Here is a 16,114-nt window from a genome sequence, read left to right as displayed (position 1 = left end):
ACGGGAGGCGAAAGTATGAACGAAGTACAGTTAAAGATTTTAGAATTAATCGAGAAAGACCATATTAATGTAGATGAAGCGGTGAAACTATTAGAAGCTACTTCAAATAATGGTCAAAAATCAACAGCATTCACAAGTAAATCTAGAGAAAATGTAGAAACATTATTTGAAGATTTATTTGAAAAAGTAAAATCAACAGCTAAAAACGGTAAAACTGAATTTGATAAACAATTTCAAAATAGAGAAAACAGCGATGTGGATCCAGTACAACAATTAGACGAATCATTAAGAACAATTATCCGTTCATTTAACAAAGGGAACAACGAGAATAACGATAATAATAACAACGATCAAAATAATAATTTATAAGTAGCTTAGAAAGTTACGTTTGGGAGCGGGACAGAAATCTCAGTTTAATAAAAAGATTTCGTAGTCCCACCTAGTCAGCTACTGCCTTTATAATGAGAGACTGAGACATGTATTTATGTCCTAGTCTCTTTTTTATTAGAAATAATATAAATTCTGGTCATATAGAAATTTACGAGTCTCTAAAGTTGCTAGAGAAGTGTCACGTGCAACATTTCTATATTTAAAGTCAAATAATTTAAAATAACGAACTTTAATCTTCTAGTTTTTGCTTTATTGTCACTTTTCGTATATTTATAATGATTGCAGTTATCACTAAAGTTCATTAGAATTAACATATATTAACCTAGAGGTGAACCTATGATTACGAGTAGTAAATTAATAGAACAATTTAACATGGAAGTCATTGCTGGTAAGGCTGGACTCCATCGCAAAGTAACTGAAACTGATTTATCAAGACCTGGGCTCGAGATGGCAGGGTATTTTTCACATTATTCTTCAGACAGAATTCAAGTATTAGGTACGACAGAATTATCATTTTATAATTTGTTGCCGGATGAAGAAAAAGAAGGACGCATGGCTAAATTATGTAGACCGGAAACACCAGCTATTATTATAACGCGTGGACTAGAAGCGCCTGAAGAATTAAAAGAAAGCTGTAATAGAGAGAATACGCCACTACTTATCAGCGAATCATCAACTACAAAATTGATGGGACAAGTGACAAGCTATTTAGAAAGAGAATTAGCGCCTGAAACTTCGTTGCACGGTGTACTTGTTGACGTTTATGGTGTTGGTGTTCTTATTACTGGCGATAGTGGTGTTGGTAAGAGTGAAACAGCATTAGAACTTGTAAAAAGAGGTCATCGTCTTGTAGCGGATGATAACGTAGAGATAAAAGAAATTAATAAGAATGAATTAATCGGTAAAGCACCGAAAATCATTGAACATTTATTAGAAATAAGAGGTTTAGGTATCATTAACGTAATGACATTATTTGGAGCCGGTTCGATTTTGATGGAAAAACGTATTAAATTAAATATCAATTTAGAGACATGGCACAAAGAAAAAATTTATGATCGTGTAGGATTAAATGAAGAAACATTAAAAATACTCGATTCTAAAATTACTAAGAAAACAATACCTGTTCGACCTGGTAGAAACTTAGCTGTCATTATTGAAGTGGCAGCGATGAACTATCGTCTAAACAATATGGGTATTAATACGGCAGAAGAATTTAATAATCGTCTAAATGCTGAAATATTAAAAAACGCTAGTAAGGAGAAAGAATGATGGAAGTGCTAGGGATAGATCCAGTCGCAATTCAATTAGGACCACTTTCAATTAGGTGGTATGGAATCATAATCGCATCTGGTATATTAATTGGTTATCTTATGGCACAAAGCACGGCTAAAAAGGTAGGAATTAAAGAAGAAACGTTAATTGATTTAATCATTTGGTGTGTGGTTATGGCCATCATTTGTGCGAGAATATATTATGTTGCATTTGAATGGGAATATTATAGTCAACACTTAGCAGAGATACCTTTAATTATGAACGGTGGAATTGCTATACACGGTGGATTAATTGGTGCATTTTTAACTGGGGCAATATTATGTCGAGTGAAAAACTTATCCTTCTTCCAAATGGTCGATATTGTGGCGCCAGGTATTATTTTAGCGCAAGCCATTGGGAGATGGGGTAATTTTATCAATCAAGAAGCACACGGTGGACCTGTTTCAAGAAGCTTCTTGGAAAACATACATATACCTGATTTTATCATTAACCAAATGCAAATTGACGGTGTATTTTATCAACCGACATTCCTGTATGAATCGATATGGAATATCATTGGATTTATTATTTTATTATTAATAAGACCACATTTAAAAATTGGCGAAACATTCTTTGCATATTTAATTTATTACTCTATTGGTCGATACTTTATAGAAGGATTAAGAACAGATAGTTTAATGCTTACTGAATATTTAAGAATTGCTCAAGTAATATCTATTGTCATTATTATTGCATCAATCATCTTTATATTATATAGAAGGATACGTTATGATTTACCTAAATTCAGAGAAGTTAAAGGTTATTACCATAACTCGAATTGAAAGAAGTGTTAATTTTGAGAGCATTAAAAATAAAGAAAGTTTCTGGTGCGAATCCATTATGGAAAATGTATCAAACAATACGTTTTATAAAAGTATGTAAAAATGTTATTATCATTGAAATTAGTAGATATTTACCAAGTCTTAAATGGAAACATTGGTTATATCGAAAAGCTTTAAAAATGAAAGTAGGAAGGGAAACTGCTTTTGCATTTAAAGCAACGCCAGATATTTTATACCCGGAACTTATTACACTAGGTAGTAACTGTGTAATAGGATATAATGCGACAATATTATGCCACGAGTATTTAGTAGAAGAATATAGGGTTGGTCGCGTTAACATTGGAGATAATGTGTTAATCGGAGCAAATGCGACGATTTTAGCTGGCGTTAACATTGGAAATAATGCTATTGTAGCTAGCGGAACTATCGTTTCGAAAGATGTTCCTGAGGATATGATGGCATTTGGCAATCCAATGCAACTTAAGAAGAGGCGGTGAATAAATCATTGGGAGACAATTCGAATATTATACATGTTAGGTTTGATAAAGACTTCTATTACCATAAGGCTATGGAAAAAATGAGAGAACAAGATTATATATATGCTGAGTCTTTATTTAAAAAAGCACTTGAACTATCGCCTGATGATTTTGTTATTATTCCGCCATACGCTGAATGTCTTGTAGAGCTTAATCAAAATACAAAAGCTGAAGAACTAATGTATGATCAAATAGCTAAGGGCAATTTTGTAACAGATTATTATTTTTATTTAAGTCAGATGTTCATAAAATCAAATGAACCGAACAAGGCATTTTTATTCGGTTTAAGGTATGTAACAGAGGAAGATGACCAAGATTATTTTGATGAAATGATACAAATGTTCGAAGTGAAATATGATGATCAAACAGTAGTTGAAGAAGAAGCAGAAAGATTTGTAATTCAGCATATCTTTCAATATTTATTTGGTAATGGTCGTTTAGATGAAGCATATCACTACCTTGAACGACAGCGTTTAACTATGCAAGAAGATGTGCATATCATGAATTTAAAAGCGATGGCGTTGCTGTATAACAGTAAATATGAAGAAGCAGAAGCATTATTACAAACAATCTTAGATGAGGACCCCTCAGATATTTATGCACTTTGCCATATGACATTACTCTTATATAACACTGAACAAATGGATAGATTTAACCATTATTTAAAACAATTAAGTAAGCTACATCCTATTAATGACGAAGAGTCATTTAAATTGGGTGTAGTGTTAAGTTATTTAGGTAAGCATAAATCTTCAAACCAATTGTTAGTGCCACTTTTAAAGAAACCTCAGGCGAGTACACCACAATTACATCATGCCTTAAGTTATAATTTTTATCATTTAGGTTATTTGGAAGAGGCTAAACGTCATTGGCTAAAGTTTGAAGGTAGTGTACAATACCATAGTCAATTACCTCCATGGAAAATTGACGACCTTAAAGATATGCTAGATAAGCAAGTGTTACCTTTATTAAAAGATGAAGATTATAGATATCGTTTATATGGAATATTCTTATTGGGGCATATGAAGAATAAAGAATTAGTCATGTCCCATGAAACTTGGGAAGTTTTAGAGAATTTACCTGATTATGAACGACTATATATTACGTATATCTTTCAAGATTTACATCTTAATAAACTAGGTTTTATTGATGAAGGTATGAGATTAATAGAACAATCTGAATATCAACATTATGGTAAAGAATTATTCGTGTCATGGATAGAACATGCTGAAATGTTGATTGCAGAACATGAAAATATTGAAGAAGCAACACACTATGTTGCCGCGTCGATTTATATTTATTTAAAGACATTAAATAAAAAAATAACTAAAAAAGAGATACAAAATTCATTTAACATAACAGCTTATCGCTTAAATAAAGCGATAAAAGCATTAGTGAGCATATAAGTTTGCTTATGTGAATGATTGTTGTACAATTCTACTGAATTAATAAGAGGAGGCAGTTTATAAATGACTACACAAGTAGATTATGATGTAATTATTGTTGGGGCAGGTCCAGCTGGTATGACAGCAGCAGTATATGCTTCAAGAGCTAATTTATCAACTGTGATGATAGAACGTGGTATGCCAGGTGGACAAATGGCAAATACAGAAGATGTAGAGAACTTCCCTGGTTTTGATTTAATAACTGGACCAGATTTATCAACTAAAATGTTTACACACGCGCAAAAATTTGGTGCTAAATATGAATATGGTGATATAAAAGATATAGAAGATAAAGGTCATTATAAAGTTGTTAACATGGGAGATAAAACACTAACTGCACATGCAATTATCATTGCGACAGGTGCAGAATATAAGAAAATTGGTGTGCCTGGTGAACAAGAATTAGGTGGCCGTGGTGTAAGTTACTGTGCAGTTTGTGATGGTGCATTCTTTAAAGGTAAAAATATTTACGTTATTGGTGGAGGAGATTCTGCTGTAGAAGAAGGCATGTTCTTAACTAAATTTGCAGACAAAGTAACAGTTGTACACAGAAGAGATGAATTAAGAGCTCAAAAAATCATTCAAAATCGTGCATTTAAAAATGAAAAAATGGACTTCATTTGGAATTCAACATTGAAATCTATTAATGAAAAAGATGGAAAAGTTGGTTCAGTAACATTAGTATCAACTGAAGACGGTTCTGAAGTAGAACATGAAGCTGATGGTGTATTTATTTACATCGGTATGAAACCATTAACTAAACCATTTGAATCATTAGGTATTTTAAATGAAAATGGCTATATTGAAACAAATGATGATATGGAAACGAACGTACCTGGTGTATACGCTGCAGGAGATGTACGTGAAAAAACATTACGTCAAATCGTTACAGCAACAGGTGATGGTAGTATAGCAGCTCAAAATGCTCAAGCTTATATTGAAACACTAGAAGACGAAGAACAATTAATTTAATGAAATTTATAAACAGTCCGGGACATATATAAATGTCTCGGACTGTTTCATTACATAGGGAGTAGCTGACTGGACTGAAAATGAGCTTAGAACAATTTTTTATCATAGTAATCCTAGTTGGGACGGGACTACAAAATTTTTAAAAAAATATAATTTCTGTTCCGCTCTTTTAATAAATATCGATAGCTTCATATATTTAATGTATTTTATGATGTTATGATGTAATATAAAGGTATATTTGATAGTCAAAGGAGAATAGTTATGAAACTTGTCGACAAGAGCAATGTGAAGAATGAATTAATAGTCGTTACAGGTATGTCTGGTGCAGGTAAATCAGTAGCATTACAGGCGTTAGAAGATTTAGGATATTTTTGCGTAGATAACTTACCACCAATCCTATTACAAAAATTCGTAGATTTGATGGATCAAGGTAATCCTTCCTTATCAAAAGTAGCAATCGGAATTGATTTAAGAGGAAGAGATTTTTTTAATAACTTAAGAGAAGAATTAGATTATATACAAAGTGAAAAAAAGGTTATTGTGGATATACTATTTTTAGAAGCTAACGATAAAAGGTTAATTTCAAGATATAAAGAAACGAGAAGAACACATCCACTTAGTGAAAAAGGAAGCTTGTTAGCAGCTATTGAGCAAGAAAGAGTGTTGCTAAGTGACATTAAAGGTATTAGTAATTTTGTGATTGATACTACAGAAATGAAACCAAAATCATTAAAACAAGAATTAATTGAAACTTTCGAAAAAGATCCTTCTTCAACATTCGAAGTAAGGGTGTTGAGCTTTGGTTTTAAACATGGTATGCCTATAGATGCAGATATTGTATTTGATGTAAGATTTTTACCTAATCCATATTATGTAGACGAATTAAGGCCATTAACTGGGTTAGACGATGAAGTATACCAATATGTAATGAAATGGAAAGAGACTTCGACTTTTTATAAGAAGTTTAGTGATTTAATGATGTTTATGTTACCAGGATATAAAAAAGAAGGTAAATCACAATTAACAATTGCAATTGGTTGTACAGGTGGTCAACACCGCTCTGTAGCACTTGCTAAAAGACTAGGTGAAGATATTAAAGATAATTTTGATTATGTTGTGTATACGTCACATCGCGATGCACATATCGAAAGTAGAATAAAAAATGAAAAAAATTAAAGTTGTCCTAATTGGAGGCGGAACAGGTCTTTCAGTATTAGCAAGAGGACTGAAAGATTATCCAATTGATATAACTGCCATTGTTACAGTTGCTGATGACGGTGGTAGTACAGGTAAAATCCGTGATGTGATGGATATACCTGCACCTGGTGATATTAGAAATGTGTTAGCAGCATTAAGTGATACAGAACCAATGCTTGAAAAATTATTCCAATATCGTTTTGAAGAGGAAAAATTGGGTGGTCATTCAATAGGAAATCTATTATTAGCAGCAATGACTAACATAACGGATGATTTCGGACATGCCGTAAAAGAATTAAGTAAAATTTTAAATATTAAAGGACAAGTTATACCATCTACAACTAAAAGTATTGTGCTTAATGCGGTTATGTCTGATGGAGAAGTTGTTGTCGGTGAATCGAATATACCTAAAAAATCTAAAAAGATAGAAGAAGTATATTTAACACCTGAAGACATTGAACCAATGCCTGAAGCAATACAAGCAATAGAAGAAGCAGACTTAATTGTTATGGGACCTGGTTCGTTGTATACCAGCATTTTACCAAATTTAATATTAAACAAGATGAGAGACGCGATTATTAATACGGAAGCTGAAAGATTATATGTATGTAATCTTATGACACAAAAAGGTGAAACAACTGGATATAGCGTGAGTGATCATGTTAAAGCAATTCACGATCACGTAGGAGCGTCGTTTATAGATTTTGTAATTTGTCAGAATGAACGTTTTAATAAAGAAATTTTATTGAGATATGAAGAAGAAGATGCAAAACAAGTAGATTTTGATCATGACAAATTAAAAGAGATGGGCGTTCAATGTATTCATGATAAAAACCTTGTGAGTATTACACCACATCAATATATTAGGCATAATAATAAAGTGCTTGCACGTATTATATATGAAGTTGTTCTTCAAGAAATTAGTACGATTCAATACAAAAAAGATAAATAAATTAGAGAAGCATAGTAATAATATTTATAATGTTATTACTATGCTTCTTTTAAAAATTGAAGTAGAATAAAAGTGTATTTGTAAGGGGTTACAAAATGGGGTGGTAGTTATGAAACGAGTACAAATTTTGATGGTACTTATTGGATGTATTTTATTGGATGTATTTTATTGTTAACAGGGTTAGTTGTTCATCAATCTTTAGGGGTTATCTTTTTAATTATAGGCGTGACTATGATTTTGTTTGGTATTATCAAAGAAACAGCAAAAAAATAAAACTTAAGATGAATAACTTGATACGCCCGGCTGTTCCATGTAATATATAGTAGAAATGAAACGTATGATATGTCTTTCGGCATATCATTATTTTTATGTGTATAAATAAGAAAGGGTGATCTGCTGTGAGCTTTGCTTCAGAAATGAAAAATGAATTAACGCGAATAGAAGTTGACGATGATTGTGCAAAAGCAGAACTTTCAGCTTTGATTAGAATGAATGGAAACTTAAGCATTTCTAATCAACAATTTGTTATAAATGTTCAAACAGAAAACGCAGCCATAGCACGACGTATATTTTCACTAATAAAAAAATGCTTCGGTGTAGAAGTTGAATTATTAGTAAGAAAGAAAATGAAACTCAAGAAAAACAATATATATATTAGTAGAATTAAAGTTAAAGCAAAAGAAATACTAGATGAACTTGGTATACTGCAAGACGGTATGTTTAAACAAGAAATTGATAAAAGTATTTTAAAAAATGATATTTGTAAAAGAAGCTATTTGCGAGGTGCATTTTTAGCGGGCGGGTCAGTAAACAACCCGGAAACTTCATCATATCATTTAGAAATATTTTCATTATATGAGGAGCATTCAGCAGATTTAACAGCTTTAATGAATCAGTATGAATTAAATTCTAAACAGTTAGAGCGTAAAAAAGGTTACATTAGTTATTTAAAAGAAGCAGAAAAAATCTCGGATTTCTTAAGTTTAATAGGCGGGTATCAAGCGTTGCTTAAATTTGAAGATGTTCGAATTATTAGAGATATGCGTAATTCAGTGAATAGACTTGTAAATTGTGAAACAGCAAATTTAAATAAAACCGTAAGTGCAGCGATGAAACAAGTAGAGAGTATTCAATTAATCGATAAAGAGATTGGAATAGACAATTTACCGGATCGTTTAAGAGAAGTGGCAAGATTAAGGATTGATAACCAAGATGTTTCTATTAAAGAACTTGGAGAAATGGTAAGTACAGGTAAAATTTCTAAATCAGGTATTAATCATAGGTTACGTAAATTAAATGAAATGGCAGATAAAATAAGAAGCGGCGAAACAATTAATTAAGTATATAATAAAAACGCCTTTCCAAAATAAATTGGAAAGGCGTTTTTTTATTAAAAAATTATTTTATATCTTCAGGATGCATAACATCGTCGATTAAACCATAATCTTTAGCTTCATCAGCTGTTAAGAAGTTATCACGGTCAGTATCTCTTTCAATTTTATCAATTGGTTGACCTGTTCTTTCAGATAAGATGTTGTTTAATTTTTCACGTGTGCGTAAGATATGACGAGCAGCGATTTCAATTTCAGTTGCTTGTCCTTGTGCACCACCAAGTGGTTGGTGAATCATTACTTCACTGTTAGGTAGAGCAAAACGTTTACCTTTTGCACCAGCTGCTAATAGGAATGATCCCATTGAAGCTGCCATACCTATACAAATAGTTTGTACGTCTGGTTTGATGTGTTGGATTGTATCATAGATAGCAAAGCCAGCTGTTACACTACCACCAGGTGAGTTAATGTAAAGATATATGTCTTTTTCAGAGTCTTGAGCTTGTAAGAATAATAATTGTGATACGATTGAGTTCGCTACGTTATCGTCGATAGCAGAACCTAACATAATAATGCGGTCTTTCAATAAACGTGAGTAAATATCATAAGCGCGTTCACCGCGGTTTGTTGTTTCTATAACTGTTGGTATTAAATTCATCAGTTAATCCTCCTTTGAATATGTTAATGACCATATCATACAACACAAAGTCAAACATGGTCAAAATATATGACCTACTGATGAATATTATAACTTAAATAGCTGATTTATACACAGGAAATTTGCGACAATTATTGTCAATGGTTGCATAAATGATATAATAGTTTCCGTAATCAATAAGCTGAGTGCAATGTATAAGCGTGACATCCATATTAAAATATTCGCATCTTTTTTTAATAATGTTTTCTGCTTGGCTGTAAGTCATTATAATCACTCCCTATAATTGATAACTTTATTATATAATGAAGATGTTAAGGCATTATAAATAAACAATTAAGAATTAACTCTCCGTAGTGTAATGGATAACACGCAAGATTCCGGTTCTTGAAATGGGCGTTCAATTCGTCCCGGGGAGGCTATTTTAACTAAAGGATGAGAACATGAACATTAAATTTTACATCGGACGAAATTGTGGTTTGTGTGAAGATGCGAAATATCAACTAGAATTTTTCAAAGAAACTTTTGAAAAGCCTGTTAATATTGAAACAATACATATAGAAGATAATGATTATTTATTGAATGAATACATGCTTAGAATTCCAATTGTCATGTATCAAGATAAAATACTTCAAGAAGGAAATATTGATTTCGTAACATTATTAGAAGAAGTAGAAAATTTAAGCTAAATCAAATTGCTTTTACTTGCAATCAGTTTGCAGTGGGTGTATTATAATAACTGTAAACAGATATTATTTTTTTGACCCACATGGGACGAAAAATGTCTAACCCAGGTTAGAAATTGCCCATCTGTTAATTTGTGAGGAGGGACATGTTTATGGAAGATTTGTTAAAGATACAACATAGACTTGTGCCTGACCTAATTGACAAGATGTATCGACGTTTTAATATTTTATCAACGATTGAGAAGAAGCAACCTATTGGCAGAAGAACATTAAGTGATGTTATGAATATTACTGAACGGGTATTGAGAACAGAGATAGAAATTTTAAAACAGCAAGATTTAATCCGCGTTCAATCTACAGGTATGAAACTAACTGAGACTGGCGAGCACACGTTAGCATCGTTATCTCATTACCTCACATTATATTCAAGTTTCAATCACTTAGAAGATGAGATTTTCAATCAATATGGCGTTAAAGTTCATATCGTAAGAGGAAACTCTGATAAAGATGAAACAGTTAAGGCGGAGATGGGAAATGTAACGGGAGAATTACTTGAACAGTCTTTATATGATAAAGCATCTGTTTCAGTAACTGGTGGATCGACGATGGCTAAAGTTAGTGAGTCATTACATCCATTAGATAAAGACATTTTGTTCACACCAGCTCGTGGCGGCTTGGGAGAAAATGTAGTATTTCAAGCTAATACGATTTGTGCAAGCATGGCAAATAGAACTGGTGGGTCGTATAAGGTCTTGTATGTTCCAGACCAAGTAAGCGAAAGTTCATATGAGACTTTGCTGAAAGAACCAGCTGTTATAGAGGTTCTGGATGCAATTCGTCGCTCGGATTTTATTATTCACGGGATTGGTGATGCGCTGAAAATGGCTGAAAGAAGAAAGTCTTCAGATGAAGTCTTAAGTCAATTGAAACATCATCATGCAGTCGGAGAAGCTTTTGGTTATTATTTTAATGCCAAAGGCGAGGTCGTACATCGTGTCAAAACGATTGGCTTGCAACTAGAAGATTTAGCGACAAAAACAAATATTTTTGCAGTAGCGGGCGGTGCATCGAAAGCAGATGCGATTAAAGCATATCTTGAAATTGCACCGAAGAATACCATTTTGGTAACTGATGAAAGTGCTGCAAAAGCAATAATCAATGCGGAATAAAAGGTTAATAGCCTTTTTCAAATAACAAATTTAAAGGAGGCCATCATAATGGCAACTAAAGTAGCAATTAATGGATTTGGTAGAATAGGTCGTTTAGCATTTAGAAGATTACAAGAAGTAGAAAATATCGAAGTAGTAGCAATCAACGATTTAACAGATGACGCTATGTTAGCTCATTTATTAAAATACGATTCTACACAAGGTCGTTTCAAAGATGAAGTAGAAGTAATTGAAGGCGGATTCCGTGTAAACGGTAAAGAAATCAAAACTTTCGAAAATCCTAACCCTAAAGAATTACCTTGGGGAGACTTAGACATCGATGTAGTATTAGAATGTACTGGTTTCTTCGCTGATAAAGAAAAAGCTCATGCTCACATCGACGCAGGTGCTAAAAAAGTATTAATTTCAGCTCCAGCTTCAGGCGACTTGAAAACAATCGTATACAATGTTAACCATGATGAATTAGACGGTTCAGAAGAAATCGTATCTGGTGCATCTTGTACTACTAACTGTTTAGCTCCAATGGCTAAAGTATTAAATGATGAATTCGGTATCGTTGAAGGATTAATGATGACAATTCATGCTTATACTGGTGACCAAAATACACTAGATGCTCCACATGCTAAAGGTGACTTCCGTCGTGCTCGTGCAGCAGCTGAAAACATCGTACCTAACTCAACTGGTGCAGCTAAAGCAATTGGCTTAGTTATCCCAGAATTAAAAGGTAAATTAGATGGATCAGCTCAACGTGTTCCAGTAGCAACTGGTTCAGTAACTGAATTAACAGCAGTATTAGATAAAGAAGTATCTATAGAAGAAATCAACGAAGCAATGAAAAATGCTACAAATGATTCATTCGGATACACTGAAGACGAAATCGTTTCTTCTGATGTTATTGGCATCACTTACGGTTCATTATTCGACGCAACTCAAACTCGTGTAATGACAGTTGGAGACCGTCAATTAGTTAAAACTGTTGCTTGGTATGACAACGAAATGTCTTACACTTCACAATTAGTTCGTACTTTAGAATATTTAGCTGCAGAAGCTAACAAATAATTTAATTAAATGAACTAAATAGGTTATGCTTATGAGTAAGCGGGGAGCACAACGCTTCTCCGCTTATTTTTAATCGTTAAGCATTTTCTATTATTCAGAGGAGGAAGACTAGTCATGGCAAAAAAGAATGTTAAAGATATTGACTTAAAAGGTAAAAAGGTACTTGTAAGAGCAGATTTTAATGTACCAATGAAAGACGGAGCAATTACAAATGACAACAGAATCGTTCAAGCGCTTCCTACTATAAAATATATTGCCGAACAAGGCGGTAAAGTTATTTTATTCTCACATTTAGGTAAAGTGAAAACAGAAGAAGATAAAAAAGAATTATCACTTAAACCAGTAGCAGAACGCTTAAGCGAATTATTAAATGAAAAAGTAACATTTGTTCCTGAAACTCGTGGCGAAAAACTAGAAAATGCTATCAATGATTTATCTGAAGGCGGCGTGTTATTATTTGAAAACACACGTTTCGAAGATGTAGATGGCAAGAAAGAATCTAAAAATGATCCTGAATTAGGTAAGTACTGGGCTTCTTTAGGTGATGTATTTATTAATGATGCATTTGGTACAGCACACCGTGAACATGCATCTAACGTTGGCATCGCATCTAATGTTGAAACAGCATCAGGATTCTTAATGGATAAAGAAATTAAATTTATCGGTGGCGTTGTAAATAACCCAGAACGTCCTTTAGTAGCTATTTTAGGTGGTGCTAAAGTTTCAGATAAGATTGGCGTAATTGAAAACTTATTAAATATCGCTGATAAAGTTATTATCGGTGGTGGAATGGCATATACATTCTTTAAAGCACAAGGTAAAGAAATTGGATTATCATTATTAGAAGAAGATAAAATTGATTTTGCTAAAGAATTACTAAATCGTGCAGGAGATAAAATTATCCTTCCAGTAGATTGTAAAGTAGCAAAAGAATTTTCAAATGATGCAAAAATCACTGAAGTTTCTATAGATGAAATCCCATCTGATCAAGAAGCAATGGATATTGGTCCTAAGACAGTAGAATTATTTACTGAAGCTCTAGAAGGGGCTAACACTGTTGTTTGGAACGGTCCAATGGGCGTATTTGAATTCAATAACTTTGCTAAAGGTACAATCGGTGTATGTGAAGCTATCGCAAACTTAAAAGATGCAACTACTATTATCGGTGGCGGAGATTCTGCTGCAGCGGCAATGGACTTAGGATTTGCTGATGACTTTTCACACATTTCAACTGGTGGCGGTGCTTCACTAGAATATCTAGAAGGCAAAGAATTACCAGGTATCGAAGCTATTTCAGAAAAATAATTATAAAAGGAGTTAATATATCATGAGAAAACCAATTATCGCAGGTAACTGGAAAATGAACAAAACAGTTCAAGAAGCAAAAGACTTTGTTAATGAACTTCCAGCTTTACCTGATACAAACGAAGTTGATTCAGTAATTTGTGCACCAACTTTACAATTAGATGCACTTGTTAATTTAACAAAAGAAGGCGTAGCAGAAGGATTACAAATCGGTGCTCAAAATGCTCACTTTGAAGACAGTGGTGCGTTCACTGGTGAAACTTCTCCAGCAGCATTAGAAGATTTAGGCGTAAAATATGTTGTCCTTGGACACTCTGAACGTCGTGAATACTTTGGTGAAACAGATGAAGATGTTAACAAAAAAGCATTAGCTGTATTTTCTCATAATATGACACCAATTATTTGTGTAGGTGAAACTTTAGATGAAAGAGAAGCAGACAAAGCTGAATCAGTAGTAGGCGACCAAGTTGAAGCTGCTCTTAAAGGATTCACTGAAGAACAAGTTAAATCAACAGTTATAGCTTATGAACCTATCTGGGCTATTGGTACTGGTAAATCTTCAACTTCAGAAGATGCTAACCAAATGTGTGCACATGTTCGTAAAGTTGTAGCAAATGCATACTCACAAGAAGCAGCAGATGCACTTCGTGTTCAATATGGTGGTAGTGTTAAACCTGAAAACATTAAAGAATATATGGCTCAATCAGATATCGATGGCGCATTAGTTGGCGGCGCTTCATTAAAAGTTGATTCATTTGTAGCACTATTAGAAGGTGCAAAGTAATGGCTAAACAACCAACAGCACTTATCATACTTGATGGATTTGCAAACCGTGAAGAAGAACATGGTAATGCGGTTAAACAAGCCAACAAACCAAACTTTGATAGATATTACAATAAATATCCACATAACGAATTATCAGCTTGTGGTCTAGATGTTGGACTACCAGAAGGTCAAATGGGTAACTCTGAAGTAGGTCACTTAAATATTGGTGCCGGCAGAGTTGTTTACCAGAGTTTAACTCGTATTAATAAGTCTATAGAAGACGGCGATTTCTTTGAAATTGAAGCATTAAAAGAAGCAATGCAACATGTCGTAAAAAATGATTCAACATTACATTTAATGGGATTATTATCAGACGGTGGTGTTCACAGTCACTACAAACATCTATTTGCTTTACTAGAATTAGCTAAAAAGCAAGGTGTTAAAAAAGTTTATGTTCATGGATTCTTAGACGGTCGTGATGTTGATCAAAAATCAGCTATCAGATATATCGAAGAAACTGAAAATAAATTCGAAGAAATAGGCATTGGACAATTTGCTTCTATTTCTGGTCGTTACTATGCAATGGACAGAGATAATCGTTGGGATCGTGAAGAAAAAGCATATAATGCAATGTCTAATGGTGAAGGTCCTGTTTACCCAACAGCTGTTGAAGGTGTTGAGGCAAACTATAAAGATGGACTTACAGACGAATTTGTTGTGCCATTTATCGTGAAAGATGAAGAAAAAGGCGTTGAAAATAATGGCGTTAACAGTCATGACGCAATGATATTCTTCAACTTCCGTCCCGATAGAGCAGCACAATTAAGCCAAGTTTACACTAACGAGAAATTCGAAGGTTTCGAAATCAAACGTAAACTAGAAGATTTATATTTCGTAACGTTCACAAATTATAGTGATGATGTGTTTGCTGAAGTAGCTTTCAAACCAGTTGATATTAAAAATACAATCGGTGAAGTTGCTGAGAAGAACAATTTAAATCAATTACGAATTGCTGAAACTGAAAAATTCCCACATGTAACTTACTTTATGAGTGGTGGTTCACATGCTGAATTTAACGGTGAACGTCGTGTGCTAATTGACTCACCAAAAGTAGCAACATATGATTTAAAACCTGAAATGAGTGCTTACGAAGTTAAAGATGCTTTAATCGGTGAATTAGATAAAGGTGATTTAGATTTAATCATTTTAAACTTTGCTAACCCGGATATGGTTGGTCATAGTGGAATGCTTGAGCCAACTATTAAAGCTATCGAAGCAGTAGATGAATGTCTAGGTGAAGTAGTAGATAAAATATTATCTATGAATGGTACGGCAATTATAACAGCTGACCATGGTAACTCTGATGAAGTATTAACAGATACTGAATCACCAATGACTACACATACAACAAACCCTGTTCCTGTTATTGTAACTAAAGAAGGGGTAGAAGTAAGAAGTGATGGCAGACTAGCAGATTTAGCACCAACACTTATTGACTTACTAGGAGTAGAACAACCAGAAGATATGACTGGTGAATCATTAATTAAAAAATAATTAAC

At 33.3% G+C, this 16,114-nt stretch carries 16 protein-coding genes; 15 read left to right on the top strand and 1 reads right to left on the bottom strand.

All coding sequences use genetic code 11. From position 1 onward, the window contains the following. The first annotated feature begins 15 nt into the window (after window positions 1-15). From LQ682_RS08780 to whiA, 9 genes are all read left to right on the top strand, one after another. Window positions 16-369 carry a hypothetical protein gene (locus LQ682_RS08780; RefSeq protein ID WP_064204491.1) on the top strand — a complete coding sequence of 118 codons (354 nt, stop codon included), beginning with the start codon at window positions 16-18 and terminating at the stop codon, window positions 367-369. Window positions 370-726: 357 nt separating this feature from the next. Beyond that, entirely contained in the window at window positions 727-1,659 is a 933-nt protein-coding gene (gene hprK, locus LQ682_RS08775) for an HPr(Ser) kinase/phosphatase (RefSeq protein ID WP_017000790.1), read from the top strand. Further along, window positions 1,656-2,483 carry a prolipoprotein diacylglyceryl transferase gene (lgt, locus tag LQ682_RS08770; protein WP_103268609.1) on the top strand — a complete coding sequence of 276 codons (828 nt, stop codon included), beginning with the start codon at window positions 1,656-1,658 and terminating at the stop codon, window positions 2,481-2,483. The genes hprK and lgt overlap by 4 nt, the downstream gene beginning before the upstream one ends. Window positions 2,484-2,497: 14 nt before the next feature. Beyond that, on the top strand, window positions 2,498-2,980 hold the full coding sequence (locus tag LQ682_RS08765) for an acyltransferase (protein ID WP_017000788.1): 483 nt from the start codon (window positions 2,498-2,500) through the stop codon (window positions 2,978-2,980). 8 nt (window positions 2,981-2,988) lie between these two features. Further along, window positions 2,989-4,425 carry a tetratricopeptide repeat protein gene (locus LQ682_RS08760; RefSeq protein ID WP_064204488.1) on the top strand — a complete coding sequence of 479 codons (1,437 nt, stop codon included), beginning with the start codon at window positions 2,989-2,991 and terminating at the stop codon, window positions 4,423-4,425. 63 nt (window positions 4,426-4,488) lie between these two features. Beyond that, complete coding sequence (trxB, locus tag LQ682_RS08755; RefSeq protein WP_064204487.1) at window positions 4,489-5,436, top strand: thioredoxin-disulfide reductase; 948 nt, start codon at window positions 4,489-4,491, stop codon at window positions 5,434-5,436. A 261-nt stretch (window positions 5,437-5,697) separates the two neighbouring features. Beyond that, window positions 5,698-6,612: an RNase adapter RapZ gene (gene rapZ, locus LQ682_RS08750; protein ID WP_103268608.1), complete on the top strand. Its 915-nt coding sequence runs from the start codon at window positions 5,698-5,700 to the stop codon at window positions 6,610-6,612. Beyond that, the gene (locus LQ682_RS08745) at window positions 6,599-7,585 is read left to right on the top strand and encodes a gluconeogenesis factor YvcK family protein (RefSeq protein ID WP_064204485.1); all 987 of its coding nucleotides are present in this window, start codon (window positions 6,599-6,601) and stop codon (window positions 7,583-7,585) included. Before rapZ ends, LQ682_RS08745 begins: the two co-directional genes overlap by 14 nt. A gap of 398 nt (window positions 7,586-7,983) precedes the next feature. Next, window positions 7,984-8,925, top strand: coding sequence for a DNA-binding protein WhiA (whiA, locus tag LQ682_RS08740; RefSeq protein WP_017000782.1), 942 nt, complete (start codon window positions 7,984-7,986; stop codon window positions 8,923-8,925). A 58-nt stretch (window positions 8,926-8,983) separates the two neighbouring features. Here whiA and clpP read toward each other — a convergent pair whose 3' ends face one another. Then, the gene (gene clpP, locus LQ682_RS08735; RefSeq protein WP_017000781.1) at window positions 8,984-9,574 is read right to left on the bottom strand and encodes an ATP-dependent Clp endopeptidase proteolytic subunit ClpP; all 591 of its coding nucleotides are present in this window, start codon (window positions 9,572-9,574) and stop codon (window positions 8,984-8,986) included. Between the two features lie 440 nt (window positions 9,575-10,014). Between clpP and LQ682_RS08730 the strand changes: the two genes are divergently transcribed. The 6 genes from LQ682_RS08730 (at window position 10,015) to gpmI (ending at window position 16,109) form a co-directional block, all read left to right on the top strand. Further along, complete coding sequence (locus tag LQ682_RS08730; protein ID WP_064204484.1) at window positions 10,015-10,260, top strand: glutaredoxin family protein; 246 nt, start codon at window positions 10,015-10,017, stop codon at window positions 10,258-10,260. A gap of 149 nt (window positions 10,261-10,409) precedes the next feature. Beyond that, entirely contained in the window at window positions 10,410-11,426 is a 1,017-nt protein-coding gene (locus LQ682_RS08725) for a sugar-binding transcriptional regulator (protein WP_017000779.1), read from the top strand. 48 nt (window positions 11,427-11,474) lie between these two features. Beyond that, window positions 11,475-12,485 (top strand): type I glyceraldehyde-3-phosphate dehydrogenase, encoded by a 1,011-nt coding sequence (gene gap / locus LQ682_RS08720; RefSeq protein ID WP_064204483.1) that lies wholly within the window; start codon window positions 11,475-11,477, stop codon window positions 12,483-12,485. Between the two features lie 114 nt (window positions 12,486-12,599). Next, on the top strand, window positions 12,600-13,790 hold the full coding sequence (locus LQ682_RS08715) for a phosphoglycerate kinase (RefSeq protein WP_064204482.1): 1,191 nt from the start codon (window positions 12,600-12,602) through the stop codon (window positions 13,788-13,790). A 22-nt stretch (window positions 13,791-13,812) separates the two neighbouring features. Continuing rightward, window positions 13,813-14,574 (top strand): triose-phosphate isomerase, encoded by a 762-nt coding sequence (gene tpiA, locus LQ682_RS08710; protein WP_017000776.1) that lies wholly within the window; start codon window positions 13,813-13,815, stop codon window positions 14,572-14,574. Further along, a complete protein-coding gene (gpmI, locus tag LQ682_RS08705; protein WP_064204481.1) occupies window positions 14,574-16,109 on the top strand; it encodes a 2,3-bisphosphoglycerate-independent phosphoglycerate mutase in 1,536 nt (511 codons plus the stop codon). Before tpiA ends, gpmI begins: the two co-directional genes overlap by 1 nt. The last annotated feature ends 5 nt before the right edge of the window (window positions 16,110-16,114 follow it).

This window comes from Mammaliicoccus sp. A-M4 (assembly GCF_022386955.1).
GTDB lineage: Bacteria > Bacillota > Bacilli > Staphylococcales > Staphylococcaceae > Mammaliicoccus > Mammaliicoccus lentus.
This window is presented reverse-complemented; position numbering and strand designations above follow the sequence as displayed.

Bases quoted from the DNA above. Each gene is read 5' to 3' on its own strand.
- gpmI (WP_064204481.1), top strand. From the start codon at position 14,574: ATGGCTAAACAACCAACAGCACTTATCATACTTGATGGATTTGCAAAC.
- LQ682_RS08725 (WP_017000779.1), top strand. From the start codon at position 10,410: ATGGAAGATTTGTTAAAGATACAACATAGACTTGTGCCTGACCTAATT.
- LQ682_RS08780 (WP_064204491.1), top strand. From the start codon at position 16: ATGAACGAAGTACAGTTAAAGATTTTAGAATTAATCGAGAAAGACCAT.
- LQ682_RS08745 (WP_064204485.1), top strand. From the start codon at position 6,599: ATGAAAAAAATTAAAGTTGTCCTAATTGGAGGCGGAACAGGTCTTTCA.
- LQ682_RS08715 (WP_064204482.1), top strand. From the start codon at position 12,600: ATGGCAAAAAAGAATGTTAAAGATATTGACTTAAAAGGTAAAAAGGTA.
- LQ682_RS08730 (WP_064204484.1), top strand. From the start codon at position 10,015: ATGAACATTAAATTTTACATCGGACGAAATTGTGGTTTGTGTGAAGAT.
- trxB (WP_064204487.1), top strand. From the start codon at position 4,489: ATGACTACACAAGTAGATTATGATGTAATTATTGTTGGGGCAGGTCCA.
- lgt (WP_103268609.1), top strand. From the start codon at position 1,656: ATGATGGAAGTGCTAGGGATAGATCCAGTCGCAATTCAATTAGGACCA.
- hprK (WP_017000790.1), top strand. From the start codon at position 727: ATGATTACGAGTAGTAAATTAATAGAACAATTTAACATGGAAGTCATT.
- rapZ (WP_103268608.1), top strand. From the start codon at position 5,698: ATGAAACTTGTCGACAAGAGCAATGTGAAGAATGAATTAATAGTCGTT.
- clpP (WP_017000781.1), bottom strand. From the start codon at position 9,574: ATGAATTTAATACCAACAGTTATAGAAACAACAAACCGCGGTGAACGC.
- tpiA (WP_017000776.1), top strand. From the start codon at position 13,813: ATGAGAAAACCAATTATCGCAGGTAACTGGAAAATGAACAAAACAGTT.
- gap (WP_064204483.1), top strand. From the start codon at position 11,475: ATGGCAACTAAAGTAGCAATTAATGGATTTGGTAGAATAGGTCGTTTA.